Source organism: Clostridioides sp. ZZV15-6388 (genome assembly GCF_020657755.1).
Taxonomy (GTDB): Bacteria; Bacillota; Clostridia; order Peptostreptococcales; family Peptostreptococcaceae; genus Clostridioides.
The window spans coordinates 17,612-35,974 of sequence record NZ_JAGWCU010000022.1 but is presented as its reverse complement, the minus strand read 5'-3'; the positions used below and the strand labels follow the sequence as shown (position 1 = coordinate 35,974).

The 18,363-nt window shown below is 26.4% G+C and carries 18 protein-coding genes; 14 read left to right on the top strand and 4 right to left on the bottom strand.

Going from position 1 to position 18,363, the window contains the following annotated elements:
- The first annotated feature begins 306 nt into the window (after positions 1-306).
- Positions 307-1,674: a metallophosphoesterase gene (locus tag KGF48_RS13455; protein ID WP_227840323.1), complete on the top strand. Its 1,368-nt coding sequence runs from the start codon at positions 307-309 to the stop codon at positions 1,672-1,674.
- Between the two features lie 266 nt (positions 1,675-1,940).
- On the opposite strand, the gene KGF48_RS13450 is transcribed toward KGF48_RS13455, so the two are convergent.
- The 3 genes from KGF48_RS13450 to KGF48_RS13440 are packed head-to-tail and all read right to left on the bottom strand — an operon-like array spanning position 1,941 to position 3,815.
- Positions 1,941-2,585, bottom strand: coding sequence for an ABC-2 transporter permease (locus KGF48_RS13450; RefSeq protein WP_227840322.1), 645 nt, complete (start codon positions 2,583-2,585; stop codon positions 1,941-1,943).
- A complete protein-coding gene (locus KGF48_RS13445; RefSeq protein WP_227840321.1) occupies positions 2,582-3,439 on the bottom strand; it encodes an ABC transporter ATP-binding protein in 858 nt (285 codons plus the stop codon). The genes KGF48_RS13450 and KGF48_RS13445 overlap by 4 nt, the downstream gene beginning before the upstream one ends.
- Positions 3,432-3,815, bottom strand: a complete 384-nt coding sequence (locus KGF48_RS13440; protein ID WP_227868139.1) for a GntR family transcriptional regulator — start codon at positions 3,813-3,815, stop codon at positions 3,432-3,434. Before KGF48_RS13440 ends, KGF48_RS13445 begins: the two co-directional genes overlap by 8 nt.
- Before the next feature lie 467 nt (positions 3,816-4,282).
- On the opposite strand from KGF48_RS13440, the gene KGF48_RS13435 reads away from it, so the two are divergent.
- The 12 genes from KGF48_RS13435 (at position 4,283) to KGF48_RS13380 (ending at position 15,475) form a co-directional block, all read left to right on the top strand.
- Positions 4,283-4,963, top strand: coding sequence for a DUF881 domain-containing protein (locus tag KGF48_RS13435; protein WP_227840319.1), 681 nt, complete (start codon positions 4,283-4,285; stop codon positions 4,961-4,963).
- Positions 4,964-4,991: 28 nt separating this feature from the next.
- Complete coding sequence (locus KGF48_RS13430; protein ID WP_227840318.1) at positions 4,992-6,335, top strand: GspE/PulE family protein; 1,344 nt, start codon at positions 4,992-4,994, stop codon at positions 6,333-6,335.
- A gap of 151 nt (positions 6,336-6,486) precedes the next feature.
- Positions 6,487-7,572: a type II secretion system F family protein gene (locus KGF48_RS13425; protein ID WP_227868138.1), complete on the top strand. Its 1,086-nt coding sequence runs from the start codon at positions 6,487-6,489 to the stop codon at positions 7,570-7,572.
- Positions 7,573-7,624: 52 nt separating this feature from the next.
- Positions 7,625-7,975 (top strand): prepilin-type N-terminal cleavage/methylation domain-containing protein, encoded by a 351-nt coding sequence (locus KGF48_RS13420; protein WP_227840316.1) that lies wholly within the window; start codon positions 7,625-7,627, stop codon positions 7,973-7,975.
- Positions 7,976-8,094: 119 nt separating this feature from the next.
- Positions 8,095-8,967: a pilus assembly protein PilM gene (locus KGF48_RS13415; protein WP_227840315.1), complete on the top strand. Its 873-nt coding sequence runs from the start codon at positions 8,095-8,097 to the stop codon at positions 8,965-8,967.
- Positions 8,968-9,411 carry a hypothetical protein gene (locus KGF48_RS13410; protein ID WP_227840314.1) on the top strand — a complete coding sequence of 148 codons (444 nt, stop codon included), beginning with the start codon at positions 8,968-8,970 and terminating at the stop codon, positions 9,409-9,411.
- Between the two features lie 14 nt (positions 9,412-9,425).
- A complete protein-coding gene (locus tag KGF48_RS13405; protein WP_227828290.1) occupies positions 9,426-10,010 on the top strand; it encodes a hypothetical protein in 585 nt (194 codons plus the stop codon).
- A 252-nt stretch (positions 10,011-10,262) separates the two neighbouring features.
- On the top strand, positions 10,263-11,303 hold the full coding sequence (locus tag KGF48_RS13400; protein ID WP_227840313.1) for a YecA family protein: 1,041 nt from the start codon (positions 10,263-10,265) through the stop codon (positions 11,301-11,303).
- Positions 11,304-11,383: 80 nt separating this feature from the next.
- Positions 11,384-11,749: a hypothetical protein gene (locus tag KGF48_RS13395; RefSeq protein ID WP_227828292.1), complete on the top strand. Its 366-nt coding sequence runs from the start codon at positions 11,384-11,386 to the stop codon at positions 11,747-11,749.
- A gap of 4 nt (positions 11,750-11,753) precedes the next feature.
- Positions 11,754-12,071 (top strand): hypothetical protein, encoded by a 318-nt coding sequence (locus KGF48_RS13390; protein WP_227828293.1) that lies wholly within the window; start codon positions 11,754-11,756, stop codon positions 12,069-12,071.
- A gap of 47 nt (positions 12,072-12,118) precedes the next feature.
- Positions 12,119-13,723, top strand: a complete 1,605-nt coding sequence (locus KGF48_RS13385) for an FAD-dependent protein (RefSeq protein ID WP_227828294.1) — start codon at positions 12,119-12,121, stop codon at positions 13,721-13,723.
- Positions 13,724-13,846: 123 nt separating this feature from the next.
- A complete protein-coding gene (locus tag KGF48_RS13380) occupies positions 13,847-15,475 on the top strand; it encodes a Na/Pi cotransporter family protein (RefSeq protein WP_227828295.1) in 1,629 nt (542 codons plus the stop codon).
- Between the two features lie 181 nt (positions 15,476-15,656).
- Here the strand turns inward: KGF48_RS13380 and KGF48_RS13375 are convergent, their stop codons facing one another.
- On the bottom strand, positions 15,657-16,493 hold the full coding sequence (locus KGF48_RS13375) for an alpha/beta fold hydrolase (protein WP_227840312.1): 837 nt from the start codon (positions 16,491-16,493) through the stop codon (positions 15,657-15,659).
- A gap of 453 nt (positions 16,494-16,946) precedes the next feature.
- Here KGF48_RS13375 and KGF48_RS13370 point away from each other — a divergent pair, with 453 nt between their 5' ends.
- The gene (locus tag KGF48_RS13370) at positions 16,947-18,296 is read left to right on the top strand and encodes a glucose-6-phosphate isomerase (protein ID WP_227828297.1); all 1,350 of its coding nucleotides are present in this window, start codon (positions 16,947-16,949) and stop codon (positions 18,294-18,296) included.
- Positions 18,297-18,363 lie beyond the last annotated feature (67 nt).

Below are 18,363 nucleotides of genomic sequence, written 5' to 3'. Positions count from 1 at the left end.
CAATCTGTTGAAGACTTAAAAAGAAAATTAAATGAGATGTAAAATATTTTATTGTGAAAGTTGCAATAATTATATAATTGACCTTGATGATAATATCTAAAGTTGCATTTAAAAAAGTTACTATTATGAGTGACTTTTTTATGTAAACAAGAGTATATTCTAGTATATAACTAAGTTTTTATGGAATATATAGATGATTTTTGTATATTACTGTAGTATTATTGATATTAGATTTGTATTATAAATTAAATATAATAAAGAATGAAATTAAGATTTATACTAAGAAAAAATAAAATTGGAGGATTTATGAAAAATAAAATAATTATAGGTATTACTTTTTTGTCTGTATTGCTAATGTCTGGATGTGCCTCAAAACAAACAACAGAAATAAATGTATTAGCAACTACCGATTTACATGGAAATCTACCTTATGAGTTAACTTCTTATATAAAAGAAGAACGAGAAAAAGATAAAAATATAACTCTAGTAGATGCGGGAGATTTCTTTGATAGTGGGCCAATAGGTTCACCTATGGAAAAATATTTTGATGATAGACGAACAGATATTGATAATAAAACCGAGAAGTATATAGAAACTCCTATTGCAAAAGAAATGAAAGAATTGGGATATGATTCTGTAGTTCTTGGAAATCACGAATTTGTATCTAACTCTAAATTTTATTTAGATAATATGATATCTGATTTTAATAAACAAGGTATTGATGTATTATCAGCTAATACTTATAAAAAAGATGGGAGTAATTACACAAAGCCATATATAATAAAAAATATTAATACTCCTAAAGGTAATGTTAAATTAGGTATTTTAGGTCTTACAATAAAAGAAGTTGGAGAGAGTGTGGATTCTAAATCTTTGGAGTTAAAAGACCAAGGAGGCTATAATGGTGAGCTATATATGAATGATTTAGTAGATGATGCAAACAAATGGGTCGATGTAATGAAAAAAGATAAAGCAGATGTTATAGTTGCTGTAGTACATTCAGGTGAGAAACCTAAAAAACCTAAAAATCCAGGAAACAGAATACAAGAATTGGCTCAAAATGTTGATGGTATTGATGCAATAGTAGCTGGACATACACATGTTCAAATTAAACAACATGACTATAAAAATAATTTAGGAGAAAAAGTTATAGTTACGCAACCAGGAAAACATGGAGAATGTGTTTCTAAAATTAACTTTAAACTAGAAAAAAATAATGATAAATGGAATGTTGTTGATAAATCTAGTGAGTTATCCACGTTTGAAAAAAATCAAGAAATAGATAGAGTTAGTGAATTTTTTGGAAGTATTTTCAGTCTAGATAGCAAAACTAAAGAAATTAGCTTAGGGAAATTGCTTCCTTTTAAATGGGATAAACTATATATATTTGAACCATATACACCTGTTGAAACAATATATAAAACTGTAGGATATAAATGGAGAAATATCATACCAACAGATAGTGAGGATATAGTACAAATGGTATTTATGAGTAATAAAAAACCTATTTGTTATATATATGGTGACTCTAATAAGACAGGATTAAGTTTAAAGGTTGATAAGTCTGAATATAAAAATAGTATTATAACAGTTTTACCTAATGATAATTTTAAAGTTCAAAAAGATGAAAAAACTTTTAAAGTGAATCTTGAACATATCAAAAAGGATATATAAATAACTCATAGAAATTCTATGTTTACATAAAATATTTAATCTTCTCTTACTACTTTTTATAAGGATTCAATTAGAAATTTTATTATGATTGAATTTTTACAATGTACAGAAGATTTACTTTTAAATATATGTACATAAATGTTTGAAATTTTTATATAATTATATTGGAGAAATATTTTAATTTATAAATAAAAGGAAATGAATTAGTAAAAATTCATTTCCTTTTTCTATTTTAGATTTTAACTTTTTATAAATTTATATTTACACTATCGTCTACTTTTGTATAGTAAGAAAGATATTTTATAAGAAACTACTAAAATAATAAAACTAGCAATAAGCCCAAGAATAGAAAATATACCTTGGTTGTATATTATAAAATCTATTACAAATGATATTTTATCAATCAATGAGGTCATTAAAACTAATGTCAATACAATAATATATGGAATTAATGACCAAAATCTTGCTTTTAGGTATCCCATCTTAAAAAAGATAGGTATTTGAACTCCTACTATAGCAGAAAAAACTAAAAAAGAGGTACTTATTCCTAGTATAATCTCTTGAATATCAATAGATTTACTTTTAAAAAATAATACGACTATTGAAAGTATAGTAATTATAAATACTGTTAATACGAAGTTAAGTAAAATGAAAATATAGCGACCTAAAACTATATCTCTTAATTTAATTGAAAGAGTACCATATAGGCGACTTAAGTTGTTTTTTTCTTCTATGGCAAAAACGTTAGAAATCATAAGGGCAACAAACCAAGAACAAGTAATATAAAGTGTTAATGTTGATGAGCCCATATATGAAAAAAGCATTATAACAGGTAACAAAACTAAATTCATATTAAAATAAGATTTCATTGTAAAAATATCTAGTTTAGTAAATTTAATTGAATCGGTCATCTTACTACACCTCTCTTGCTAACTTTTATAACTATATCATCAATAGTAGCAGTATCTATGATACAGTTATTATATTTAATAGTATCATTTGTATGAATTAATGCATCAAATCCAATATCTGTTTCACGTAGACCAATAACATCTTTTTTAAGTGTTTCTGTTAAATCTTTTGGTCTTCCTTTAATTAATCTAAATTTTTCTAATAAATCTTGCAAACTTCCAGTATAAAATAATTCTCCATTATTTATAAAAGTAATATAATCAGCAACTTTTTCCAAATCAGTAGTAATATGTGTAGAAAATAACACACTTCTATCTCCATCTTTTATGTAGTCCTGTAGAATTTCCAAAAGTTCATCACGAGTTACTGCATCAAGTCCACTTGTTGGTTCATCAAGTATAAGCAACTTAGCATTATGAGAAAATGCACATGATAACATAAGTTTCATTTGCATACCTCTAGATAATTCACTTATTTTTTTATTTAGAGGTAAATTAAATCTGGTTATCATACTTTTAAAAATATCGTGATTCCAGTCTTTATAAAAAATAGATATAGCTTTTTCAGTATCTCTTATTGTCCAATTATCTGCATAAAATATATTGTCAAATACAACACCAATATTCTGTTTAATAAGATTTTCATTTTTAACATTGTCCATATCAAAAACTAAAATCTCTCCTTCATCTTTTTCTAACATATTTAGAATTAATTGTATAGTTGTTGTTTTACCTGCACCATTTGGGCCAATTAATCCCATTATATATCCCATTGGTAAGGTAAAATTTATATTTTTTAGATTAAAATCATTAAAGTTTTTACTAACATCCTTTAGTTCCAAATAATTATTCACCTTTTTCCACCTCCAATAATAATCTCAAAAGACTTATAATTTCTTTATCTGTCATAGACGCTCTTTGTGCTGCTTGTATTGCGCTATTAAGATTTGATTCTACTTCTTGTATTAACTGTTCATGAATAAGTTCAGAACTACTTGACATAACAAAAAATCCCTTGCCTTGACGGCTCATAATAAAACCTTCTTGCTCAAGTTCATTATATGCTCTAGTAGTAGTCAAAACGCTAATCTTTAAATCTCTTGCTAGTTGTCTAAGTGAAGGTAGAATTTCATTTTCTTTTAATTCTCCTGAAAGAATTTGTTTTTTTATCTGTTCTTTAATTTGTTCATAAATGGGTAAGTTAGAACCATTTGAAATAATTATATTCAAAAAAACACCTCTTTAACTGTATATTTTTATACAAGTACAGTATAAACAGTTGGATGTTTTTTGTCAATATAAAAAATTACAATATACATTTACAATAATAATCTATATGTATGTACTTATTTTGAAAAGTTTTTAAATTAAAGTGTGTAAGCTGAAAATAAAGTATGTAAGCAAAAATATTATCAATATACATTTTAAGCTTAGTTTATATTTATTTAGCTAGACATTATACTTTAACAGATATTAAAAGTATAAGTTATCTAATTAAATTATATGATTTTTACTATTTATAACAGAATCCTTTATATTCAATGCTAGTAGGGTGGGGACATAAGTATAATGTATGATATTATATACTAAAGATGAATTTTAACATATAACTTTGATATAATAAGCATATGTAAATGTTTAATATTTAATTAAAGAAAATTATCATATAAAAATAAATTTGTAAGGAGTAATACAGTATGAAAAAACAATATGTGTTTATAATACTAGCAAGTACTATTTTAGGTATGCTTGTTGGAACCATATTTAGAGATTATAGCAATGAAGAAACAGTTTATACAAGTAAGGATAAGTCAATAAGAAAAGAAATAAGAATAACAAGAAAATCTATAAAAGAACTGGCAAAAGAGAAAGATAAATTAGATAAAGAAATTAATTCGATGAAGAAAAATCAAAAAAATTCTAATGAAATCTCTAAAATAGAAAGTCTTAGGGAGAGTCTTTCATATTCAAATGTAAACGGTAGCGGAATAGTATTAAGTATAGATGCCATAGATGAAAAAACAGGAAACATTGCCAATAGCATAGACTACAATAAAATCTTAGTAAAAGTCATAAATGAATTAAAAACAAATGGAGGAAAATACATAGAAATAAATGGTCAAAGAATTAATCAGTACTCAGAAGTTGTACTTGCAGGTAGCCATATAAATATAAATGGAGTTCCAGTAGCGCAACCCTATGAAATAAAATGTATTGGTGATAAAGATAAACTATCTAGTTACATAGACAAAGGTAGTAAATATTTAGATAGTGTACAAAGTACTTATCCAATGAAAGTTAGTATAAAAGCTGAAGAAAATATCTCTATGAAAAAACTGAAAATACCTAATAAATTAAAGTATATAAAGGGTGATTAAGATTATATTAGAGGAAAGCAGTTTACCAATGTTAATACCAGAAAAACTTGCAAAAAAGTATAATGTATTTCCAGTAGAATTTCAAGATGATAATCTAGTAGTAGAAATAGAAGATGAAGATATATATGCACTACAAGACTTGAGATTAGCAACGGGGAAAGAAATTATATTAAAAAAAGAAAGAAGAGAACTTATAAGTGAGAAGATAGAAAAATATTATAATAACTTTGAACTTGATGAGAATTATGCAAAAAGATTATTTGAAAATCTTCTAGAAAAAGCTATAAAAGAGAACGCAAGTGATATACATATAGAACCATTTAAAGAACATTTGATAGTTAGAATGAGAGTTGATGGAGAGTTAAAAGAAATATCAAAGTTTTTAATAGATGTTTATCCAGCATTAGCTACAGTTGTTAAATTAAAGGCTTCAATGGACATAACAGAAAAAAGGCTTCCTCAAGATGGAAGAGTAGACATAAAGCTAGATGATAGCTTAATTGACATTAGGGTTTCATCAATCCCAACTGTATATGGTGAAAAAATTGTTTTGAGAATACTTAATAGAGATACTTTTTTAAAAGATAAATCAGAACTTGGATTTTCAGAAGAAGCGATAAACTCTATAAATCGTATAATAAGTAAAAGAGCTGGAATATTATTAGTGACAGGACCTACAGGGAGCGGAAAGACTACTACAGTATATTCCTTACTAAATGATTTAAAGGGTATAAATAAAAATATAATGACTATAGAAAATCCAGTAGAATACAAGATGGATGGAATAAGTCAGATACAAGTAAATTCAAAAGTAGGGTTGAGTTTTGATGTAGGTCTTAGAGCTATATTAAGACAAGACCCAGATATAATAATGGTTGGAGAAATAAGAGATGCAGAAACAGCTAAGATAGCAGTAAGAGCTGCTATAACAGGACATTTAGTTATAAGCACTTTGCATACTAATGATGCAGTATCTGCTATAGCTAGACTATTGGAAATGCAAATTCCACCATACCTTTTAAATGCATCTCTTATAGGTGTGATATCTCAAAAGTTGGTTAGAAAAGTTTGTAATCATTGTAGCCATGAGATTATGATAAAAGATGATTTTAGTGGAGATGTAAATACTAAAGTAGCTGTAGGATGTGAGAGATGTAATGATAAAGGTTATTTTGGTAGAACAGCAATTTATGAAATTCTAGAAATTAATGATGATATAAAAACATGTATAAGGGATATGAAGGATTCTAGTATTGTTAAAGAAGTAGCACGAAAAAATGGAATGATAACATTTGAAGATAGCTGTAAAAGGCTAATAAATGAAAAAATAACAACATTAGAAGAATGTTTAGTGGTAAATGAAATAATTTAGTTAAACAGTGTAACCAAATTTCATACAATCGATTTTAATTAAAAGTCTCGATTGTAAATTGTATCTAGATAAAATAAAATTAACATATTAAATTAGAAAATATCGAGCCTATTTAATTATAATTAATATAATTTGGAAGGAATTATAATACATGAAAGTATCTAAAAGTATATTTTATAATTTAAACAAGATTCATTTAGTATTAAACAAGATTAGTAATAAAGAGCTTAGAGTAATTTGCAAAGAGATAGGTATTTTACTGGAATCTGGATGTGAAATTACAAATATATTTCAAATTATTGAAGGACAATCTAGCAAAAAAGTAAAAAGTTTGTTTAATACAGTATCAAATCATATTCAAAATGGAAATTCTATAGCAGAATCATTTCACATCACAGGAACATTTTCTAAATTTTTTATAAGCATGATAAAAGCAGGAGAAACTAGTGGAAACTTAGATGTAATAATGAGCGATTTATCTAATTATTACGATAAAGAATATAAATTAAAAACAAAAATAATAACTATTTTAATCTATCCAATGATACTTATCATATTATCAATAATATTAATAATATTTATCTTTATATTTGTGATACCAAATTTTCAGGTGGTTTTTGCCAGTAATGGGATTGAACCACCTTTCATAACTAAGATTTTAATAGGAATTTCTATGATAGTTACAAATTATCTAGGTTATTTAATACTTAGTTTTATATTGATTTTAATAGGAACTATTTATTTTTTTATAATGAATAATAATCTAAAAAAATTAATTAATTCATTTAAATTCAAAATACCTTTTTTAAAAGGCATTAACCAATTAGTAGCTACAACCAGATTTTCAAGAGCGTTGTCTATTTTACTTAGTAGTGGCATACAAATAGTGGATGCAATAGACATGTCAGCAAGTGTCATAGATAATGAATTCATTTATGAGAGACTAAAGATTTCTAATAATTATATAAAAAAAGGAAATAGTATAGGTAAGTCTTTGAATCTAGCAAATATTTTTCCTAAGTTATTTGTTTCAATGGCAAATACAGGGGAAGAAAGTGGAAAGCTAGATAAGAGTCTAGATGTAATAAACAGATTTTATGAAAATGAATTAAATAATAAAATAGAGCAAATAATGAAATTTGTAGAGCCTGTAATAATTGTATTCATGGGATTGATTGTTGGAGTTTTTATTTTATCAATGGTTATTCCTATGTTTGATGCAATTACTAGTTTCTAATATAAAAATAAATTTTACTAAATAAAACTTTTAAAAAGGAGAGAAAATTTAATTGATAAATAAAAAACGAAAAGGGTTTACACTTGTTGAAATGATTGTAGTAGTAACAATTTTAGGGGTTATATCTAGTATAGCATTAGTTAAATATGGTAAAGTTCAAGAAAGTGCCAAGATGAATGCAGACTATACAAATGCAGCTAATATAGTAACTGCAGCTAGTATGGCTATTAATGATGATGAAAATATAGCAGAATCTCTAAGCGTAGAATCACTTAAAGAAAAAGGTTATTTAAGTACTGTTCCAGTTCCTCAAAGTACATCAGGTAAGTTTGAACTTGTTATAAGTGATAATGGTACAGATATAAGTGTAAATGTAAATTCAAAACAATTTTATCCAAGATAATATTTGTTTTTATACGTTTTTAGTATCAAATTATAAAGATATTTTTAGTATTCAATTGTAAATGTAAATATATTAAGTTTAATTAAAAAATATACAAGTTATCATTACTTAAGAAGGAGATGGTTATAATTAAAAAAATTTTGACTTTAGAAATAAATGATGATTATATAAGGTCTGTATTTTTAAGAAAAAACTATAAAAAAATCTTTATAGATAAATCTAGTATAAAAGAAATTGGTTTTAATATTAAAAATGACAGTGATGAGATTGAAAAAACTAGTTATGTAGAAAACGTAGTTAAATTAGTAAAAGATGATATAAATAACCTAAAAAAATCATACAAAAATTTGTACTTTAATATTCAGACTCAAGATATAGTTATTAGAAATATTGAGATATTGAATACTAAGAAAAAAAGAGATATATTAAACATGATAGAATTTGAGATAACCCAATATATTCCAATAAATATAAATAACTATTCAATAAAATATAAAATTATAAACTCTAGTAATGATAAGTTAAATATACAAGTAATTCTTTTTCCTAAAAATATTATACAAGTAATTAAAATCATTTCAGAAAATCTAAATATGAACCCAAAAGCTATAAACATAAATTTTGATATACTACAAAAACTTATAAGTTTAAATCTAATAGATAATTTTATAGAAGATGGAGTATTTATAGAATGTAAAAGGAATCAATTTATTATAAACATAACAAAAAATAAAAAAATAGAAGAAACATATCTATTATCAAAAGAAATAAAATCATATGACTCAGTAAAAAAATTAATAAGTAGATTTAAATATATTTACTATTATGGCATAGAAAATTGTTTTATAGATGAATATCTTAAAGACACAGAAAAAATTGCTGAAGTAAATCCATTGAAATTAAAAAATAAAGTAAGGGTGGAAAATAATTTTGATAAGGATTTAAGAGATACTAGTATAACTTATATAAGTAGTATAGGGATGATTATTTAAATGAAAGCTTATAAAACAATAAATTTTTTAAATGGATTTAAAGAAACTAAGCAATATAATAAAATCTATAAAATAACGATAATCTTAATTTTAACATGTGTTTCATTAAAAATGTTTATGTATATGAAATCTATAAATGAATTAGAAAATTATATAAGTCACAATAAAACCATAAATGAATCGAAGTATACTGTACCAAAGCTGGAAAAAACAAAAGAAAAGTTTTCTAGAATAAAGCTTGATGAAATAAAAAAAATATATAAAATAGTTGGAACAGATAACATTACTAAAATATCTATAGATAAAAACAAAATGGAGATGGAAGGCGTGTGTGATAATCTAGATATTTTAGATGATTTAAGAAAAATAAATTACATAAAATATTACTACATAGACAGCATTATAAGAGATGGAGAATGTTATAAATTTAGAATAAAAAGTTAGACAGGTGATTAATTTTGAAATTAAATAAGAGAGAAAAAAATCTGATAAAAATATTGCTAATATTAATTATTGTATTAGTAGTTAATGTAATGTCCAGACCTCTAGAAGAGAACCTAACTAATTTGAAGAAAGAAAAACAAAATATAGTGAATGAAATAAAACGACAAGATAATTATAAAATGAAGGATAAAAAGCATAAAGATAATAGATATGTAAAAAATGTTGAATTAGATAGCAATACAGAATTAAAAAATAATTTTAATAATTCATTTTTAGATAAAAAAACAAATAAAGATATAGTATTATTAGTAGAAAATGAATTGAGAGATATTGTAAGTGTGGAATATATCAATCAAGAAAGTAGCTTAGACAACTACAATAAAAAACAAACTAATTTAGAAGTAAAAGTTAATGGGGAACTTGAAAATGTGTTGAAACTTGAAGGTGTAATGAAGAACTTAAAGTTACATAATAAAATTGAAAAAATAGAAATTAATAAATTAAAAACAAGTAATCTTGAGGTCAAAAATCTTTCAAATGAATATAAACAAGAAAAAAGCAATCTTGTAGAATGTAAAATGACAATTAGAGTCACATAACAAAAAAGAATAGATAAAGTAAAAAACTATTATCAATTCATAAAACTTTATAGAAGAATTAGTTTTACGATAATCCATTTCTGTAAGAGGGATTGTTAGTGATTTTATCGAAATCCTAATTAAAGTGAATATATTGTACCAAAATATAAGTAAATTTGAGATAATATTTGCTTATACTATAGATTGATTGATAAAAAAATGGTATAATAACAAATTGTACTTTAATTTAATAATAAGGGAGTGGAAGTCATATTGTTAGGGAGAAATGAGCTATGCCCTTGTGGAAGTGGCAAAAAATACAAGAAATGTTGTTTAAATAAAGATATTGTTTCAGAAAGAGCAAGCAGAAAAACTGAACTTTCACAAAAGCAATATACAGATTTATATTCAAAATTATATGATTATTCAAGACATGATAGATTCAAAGATGAATGTGAAAAAGCTAAAGAAATGTTTTATATAATGCAAAATGATAATGTAAATGAAAAGTTTGAAAGATTTTTTAATACGTATTTAATACAAGACCACATAATGGAAAATAAAAAGGTCATGACGGTTGGATTTCTTGAAGAGAATGGTGCAAACCTAAGTCAATCAGAAATTGCAATATTAAAAAGTTTGTTTGAATCCTATGTAAGCATTTACGAAGTAAAAGAAATTTCTACAGGAAAAATAGTTTTAAGAGATTGTTTAAGTGGGAAAGAACTTTACACAGAAGATGTAAAACTTCTAAGAAGCTTTAAAATCGGAAGCTGTATGATAGCTAGAATAATTGATGTTGAAGGAACTAATATATTAATAGATGTAACTATAAGTATATCAAATGAAGTTAAAGATATAATTTTAAATGATGTTATGAATTTATTCAATCAATATGAAGACTTATATAAAGATATGAAGACGTTCTTAATTTATCATACACATGTATTATATAAATATATACAACAGCTTTTAGACCCAAGTATAGCTGAATATTTAAAAAGAGAAAGAGATAGGAATAATAATAAAAAAGTTAATTCAGAAGGTGAATTAGCTGAAGTAGAATGTAAGGTTTTAGATACTCTTAAAGAAAATGTGGAAAAAGAAAATATAGATGCATGTATAGAGTTCTGGAATGAATATAAGAAAAGTCATGAAAATATAAAAGGAGCTGAAAGTGGTTGGGCAGCTGCGGTCGAATACTATGTTAAGAAAGAAGCAGGACAAGCTATAACTCAAGTACAAATATCAAAAAAATATGATATAAGCTCTAGTACATTAGGAAAAAGATACAAAGATTTAAAAATATCTTAATTAATTATAAAAAGCTTTAAGTCATAGATAAAGAATCTATAGTATAATATATGTATAATGTGTAGAAAGAGGTATTAATAATGAGTCTTAGTTTAGGAAATGCAATTGCTGTATCAACAAACTTTATAAAATCTAACCCAGCAGTACCTGTATACGACGGAGAAGAAATATATGCAGTTATTTATCATATAGAAATAGGATATAATAATGGTGTATCACCTGATACTAAACAATATATAATAATAGACTATAAAGAGTTCGATTTACCTATGGATAGAAAAAATGAACTAATAGAAGTTGCTAAAGAGTACTGCAAATCTAAAGATATTGTAGAAAATGAAAATCTTGAAATAAATCTTTTGGATAATGAAGAAGCAGAAAACTTCTTAGAAAAAGTATTTAATAACATGAAAGTTATAAGAGGTCTTATAACTAAAAGAGGATAAGTTAATGGAGTTTATTGGGATAGAAAATATAACACCATATGAAAACATATATGAATTTAGTATATATAAATACGATGATGAAATCACTTTAGGTAGTGAAGAGTTATATATATGTGAATTAAGGGTTATATTAATTAAAGTGAATTCTTTATACGTTGAAAGATTGAATAAATCGGTTGAAGCGATGGTTTTAGTGAAAAATCTAAAAAAGGATTTGGATAAAGAACTTATTGTAGACAAAATAAAGAAATTTGTGCTAGACGAGATTTGGGTAGAAAATCTAGTAAAAGAGAATATAGAAGTTATATTTGTAGAAAGCTAGGAGTAACCCTAGCTTTTTTATATTACAATCTAAGAGAGGAAAACAATATGTTAAGGGTATCTAATATAAAACTTGGAATCGATAAAGATATATCTTTATTAAAAGATATTGTACTTAAGAAGTTAAGAATAAAAGAAAAAAATTTAATAAAATACAGCATATATAAAGAATCTATAGACGCTAGAAAAAAAGGAAAGATGGAATTTGTTTATTCTGTAGATGTAGAAGTTAGAGATGAAAGTAAAATACTAAGCTCAAAAATAAAAGATGTAACAAAGATAAAAGATGTAAAATATGTAAATGTAGCTATGGGTAATAAAAAATTAAATAATAGACCTTTAGTAATTGGAAGTGGACCAGCTGGCTTATTTGCAGGGCTTATTTTGGCTCAAATGGGTTATGAACCAATTCTACTTGAAAGAGGTCTTGATGTTGATAGTAGAACTAAGGATATAAGTGATTTTTGGACAACTAGAAAGTTTAAAAATAATTCAAATGTTCAATTTGGAGAAGGTGGAGCAGGAACTTTTTCAGATGGGAAACTCACAACTAGAATAAAAGATATACGATGTAGAAAAGTGCTAGAAGAATTAGTTCAGTTTGGAGCACCAGATGAAATATTATATTCACATAAGCCACATGTTGGTACAGATATATTAAAAAGTGTAGTTAAAAATATAAGAAATGAAATAATAAATCTAGGTGGACAAGTTAAATTTGATTCAAAAGTGACAGATATAGTTGTATTAAATAATTCTATACAATCTGTAATTGTAAATGATAGCGAAAAAATAGATACAGATGCAGTTATATTAGCTGTTGGGCATAGTGCAAGAGATACTTATGAGATGTTGCATTCAAGAGGTGTAAAAATAATTCAGAAACCATTTGCAATAGGAGCTAGAATTGAACATCCTCAAGACCTGATAAATAAAGCACAGTATAAGGAATTTTATAATCATCCTCGATTAGGAGCTGCTGATTATAGACTTATAGAGCATGTCTCAAATGGAAGAACAGCATATACTTTTTGTATGTGCCCAGGAGGCAGTGTCATAGCATCTGCATCAAATGATTTTGAAATAGTTACAAATGGAATGAGTGAACATGCAAGAGATAAAATAAACGCTAATAGCGCATTTCTAGTAAATGTACTTCCTGAAGATTTTGATAGTGATAATCCACTAGCAGGGGTTCATTTTCAGCAAAAATATGAGAAATTAGCTTTTGAATTAGGTGGTAAAAATTACAATGCTCCAGTTCAACTTGTTGGAGATTTTATTAATAATAAGACTTCTGAAAATTTAGGAAGTGTTGAACCATCATATAAACCTGGATATAAGCTTACAAATTTGAATGAATGTTTGCCTAGTTTTGTGATAGAAACTATGAGAGAAGCATTTATCTCTCTTGATAAAAAATTAAATGGATTTGCAATGCATGATGCAGTTTTAACTGGTGTAGAAACTAGGTCATCATCACCAATAAGAATAGTAAGAGATGAAAACAGTTTGGAATCAATAAGTGTTAAAAATTTATATCCTTGTGGTGAAGGTGCTGGATATGCAGGTGGAATAGTCACAGCGGCAGTCGATGGTATAAAATGTTCAGAAAAAATAATACAAAAATATGCTAATAGCACAAAAATTTAACATAAATTTAATGATTTTTTAATATTTAACATGAATTTAACATTACTACTCCTATAATTTGATAAAATACAATAGGTTATAAAATTTTTAAATATAGTAATCTCTTTACAAGGAGGAAATAATTTGAACATTATAATAAGTCTAATGGGTGGATTAGGGCTGTTCTTATATGGTATGAACCTTATGGGAGAAGGTCTACAAAAATCTGCTGGGACAAAATTAAAAAAGATAATAAAATTACTTACTAGTAATCTATTTATGGGAGTTTTAGTAGGTACAGGAGTTACAGCAGTAATACAAAGTTCAAGTGCTACTACTGTAATGGTTGTTGGTTTTGTAAATGCAGGAATAATGACTTTAAAACAAGCAATAGGGGTTATAATGGGTGCTAATATAGGTACTACTGTTACAGCCCAATTAGTATCTTTTGATTTAACTGGAATGGCTCCAGTAGCATTAGGTATAGGTATTATACTTTATTTATTTGGAAATAAACCTAGAATAAAAAATATAGCTGAAATACTTATAGGTTTTGGGATATTATTTACAGGTATGGATTTTATGAAAATGGCAGTTGAGCCATTAAAAGACTATCAAGGATTCACTGATTTACTTGTTACATTTGGTAATTATCCACTACTTGGATTATTATTAGGGTTTGGTATTACAGCAATAATACAGAGTTCAAGTGCATCTATGGGTATGTTGGTTGCATTAGCAGCAGAAGGTTTAATCCCATTGGCAGCAGCATTACCAATTCTTTATGGTCAAAATATTGGTACATGTGTAACTTCATTGTTATCAAGTATTGGTGCTAATAAAAATGCACGAAGAGCAGCTATGATGCATTTAATCTTCAATGTTTTGGGAACAGTAATATTCTTAGTGTTGTTGAATAAACCAATTGTAAATTTAGTTACAAGTTGGGACCCAAGTAATGTTGCAAGACAAATAGCTAATACACACACATTGTTTAATATTATATCTGTCTTAATACTTCTACCATTTACAAAGATTATCATAAAACTAGCAATTAAGCTTGTTCCTGATAAAGCTGGTGACGCAGATGAAGATGAAGCTAAGACTATTAAATATATAGATGATAGAATGATAGAAACTCCTTCTATAGCTCTTGCTAATACGATAAAAGAAGCACTTCGTATGGGAGAAAAAGCTAAGGAAAGTTTAAATGCATCTATGGAAGCGTTAGTAGAACATTCAACTGAAAAAATAGATAAAACATACAGACGTGAAAAGTTAATAAATGATTTACAAAAAGCTATTTTAAATTACTTGCTTAAACTTTCAAAAGCACCTTTAGATGATCATTCCAGAGAAGTTGTGGATACCTTATTTAATACAGTTAATGATATAGAAAGAATTGGTGACCATGCTAAAAATATAGCTGAATTATCTCAAGTTGCAATAGATTCAAATATTTCTTTCTCTAAAGAAGGACAATCTGAACTTGATATTATGTACAATAAAGTCGTTTCATCATATACTTATGCCTTAGAATCAATGAGAACTGATAATGTAGACTTGGCTTATAAAGTTATAAAAATTGAAGAGCAAGTTGATATAATGGAGAAATCTTGTAGAGCTAATCATATGTATAGATTGAATAATAACTTATGTAGTATAGAGAATGGTGTTATCTATTTAGATGTAATAAGTAATCTAGAGAGAATTTCTGACCATGCTGTCAACATAGCACAACAAGTTATAGCTAAAAGGTTAGGAAAGGATTAAAAATAATATCTTAAAATGATGTAAGAATTAAAATAAAGAATAAACAAAAAATAAACTCTAGATGATAGTTTAGAGTTTATTTTTTTATTGATTAATTACTGAAAATCCAATCATCTTTATTGTATAACTGTTTATTGTTTACCATATTTTAATCAACCTAAGTAAATAGGATTCTAGTTTTCTAAACTAAATACTTTGAAAGAAATTTCTCTGATATTTCAGCAATTTCTTTATATACAAATTTATATAGATTATGTGGATAATCAAATAATTCATATTGAGCAATTTTAATATTATTTAAATATTGTAAAGGATGGTTTATCCAACTCTGTTTTTCTATCCCAGTTCCTTCTCCATTTGATATAAAGAAAAGCATTGGAATCTGTAAATATGGATTGTCCCTTTCTATTAGAGCAATCGTATTTCTTAAATTTTTGGCTTCACTAATCCAATTTTGATTGGCAAGATTATGATATAACACGTTTTCAAGCTCTTTCTTTTCTATTAATGGAATACAATGTTCTTCTACTAATTGCTCTATTAAAGCGTTGGTTGTTACTTTTCTGAGGTGTTCATCATTTGATAGCTCTATTAGTTTATTTGTAGCATCATCTATGTTAAAGTCTCTATTATAGCATTCTGGTGTTGCGGGATCAATACCAATAATACCAGCAATTTCAGAAGGATTTTGCTGTCCCCAACGGAGAGCCTCTAAAAATCCCACACTATGTGCTACTAGTACAATAGGTGTTTTTATTCCTAACTCTTGTAGTATGCATCTGTACTCATGAACAACAACATTTATATTTCGGTTATTCTCAGATAAATCACTATGTCCGTAGCCCAGTTTTTCGATTCCAATCACTCGATAGGTTTTTGCTAACGTTTTTGCTAAAGACATATATTCAAAATTTGGGAAAGGTATGCCTGAACCTGATAAAAGCACTAAAGTAATGGAACCTTGACCATATGAATATATAAAATTCTTCTTACCATTTATTTCAATAAATTTTTTCATGAGAACTGTACCTCCAACTTAAGTTTATTTACATTTACCTATTGAGTATGTATAAAGCATATTTCAATCAGTTTAAACAAAACATTATTTTTTGTCAATCCTTACTGTAGTGTATTTTAATTCTTTATGAAATCCAGATAGGTATTTGAAGATATAACATCTAAAAATCATTTAAAGAATATGTTGTAATAGATGACAAATACCTTATCCATCCAGTATTTGGGAGTCATGTGCATCTAAAAGGAAGTTTGAAAGTGAGATAAAACCTATATTTGGTATAATTTTATTTAATTAAAATTTTATAATTGGCAAATAGTTGTAATATTTAGAAGAATCGATTTCCTAATAATGCTTGAGGATATATGTATTATTTTGTGGCAAACTTTTTAAAAAAACACCTAGATTTTGTGTTATAATCTCTGTAAAACGCATATGCTGAAAAGAGGGATTTAAATGGGAAAAATAAATTTTGATTATAGTAAAGCTACGGAATTTTTTTGCCAAAAAGAAATAGATGTCATGCAGCCGTATGTAGATGTGGCACATGATATGTTACATAATAAAACTGGTTTAGGAAATACTTTTTTAGGATGGATAGACCTTCCTAAAAATTATGATAAGGAAGAGTTTGCTAGAATAAAAAAATCTGCTGAAAAGATAAAGTCTGACTCAGAGGTTCTTTTAGTAATCGGTATAGGAGGCTCTTATTTGGGTTCAAGAGCTGCTATAGACATGGTAAGTCATTCTTTTAGAAATGGGCTTAAAAAAGAGCAAAGAAATGCTCCTGAAGTATATTTTGTAGGTCATAATATAAGTTCAACATATATTATGGATTTACTAGATGTAATTGAAGGTAAAGATGTTTCTGTAAATGTAATATCTAAATCAGGTACTACTACAGAGCCAGCTCTTGCTTTTAGAATATTTAAAAATTATCTAGAAAAAAAATATGGAAAAGAAGAAGCTAGAAAGAGAATATATGCAACAACAGATTCAAGTAAAGGTGCACTTAGACAATTAGCTACAGAAGAAGGGTATGAGACTTTTGTAATACCAGATGATGTAGGTGGTCGTTTTTCTGTATTGACAGCTGTTGGATTACTTCCTATTGCAGCTGCAGGACTTGATATTGATGCCATGATGAATGGTGCAAATGATGCTCGTGAAGCATTTCAAAATTCTGACTTAAAAAATAATGACAGTTATAAATATGCTGTAGCTAGAACAATTTTACATAGAAAAGGAAAAGATGTAGAGTTATTGGTTAACTATGAACCTCAACTACATTATGTGAGTGAGTGGTGGAAACAACTTTATGGAGAAAGTGAAGGAAAAGAAAATAAAGGCTTATTCCCTGCTTCTGTAGATTTTTCAACAGATTTACATTCTATGGGACAATATATTCAAGATGGAAAAAGACTTTTATTTGAAACAGTACTTAATGTTGAAAGTTCTAAGAGAAATATAACTATAAATTCAGAAGAAGTAGATTTAGATGGTTTAAATTATTTAGCAGGCAAAACTGTAGATTTTGTAAATCATAAAGCTTTTGAAGGGACTTTATTAGCACATACTGATGGAAAAGTGCCTAACTTAGTAATAAATATACCTCAATTAGATGAGTATAATTTTGGATACTTAGTGTATTTCTTTGAAAAAGCTTGTGGAATAAGTGGATATTTACTAGGAGTTAATCCATTTGACCAACCAGGAGTAGAAGCATACAAGAAAAATATGTTTGCTTTGCTAGGAAAACCAGGTTATGAAAAGGAAAAAGAAGAATTAGAAAAAAGACTTAAATAATTTTAGATAGTTAAGGTTTAATTAAGATTAGAATAATATAATGAAATCATCGAAAGAGAGTTTACTC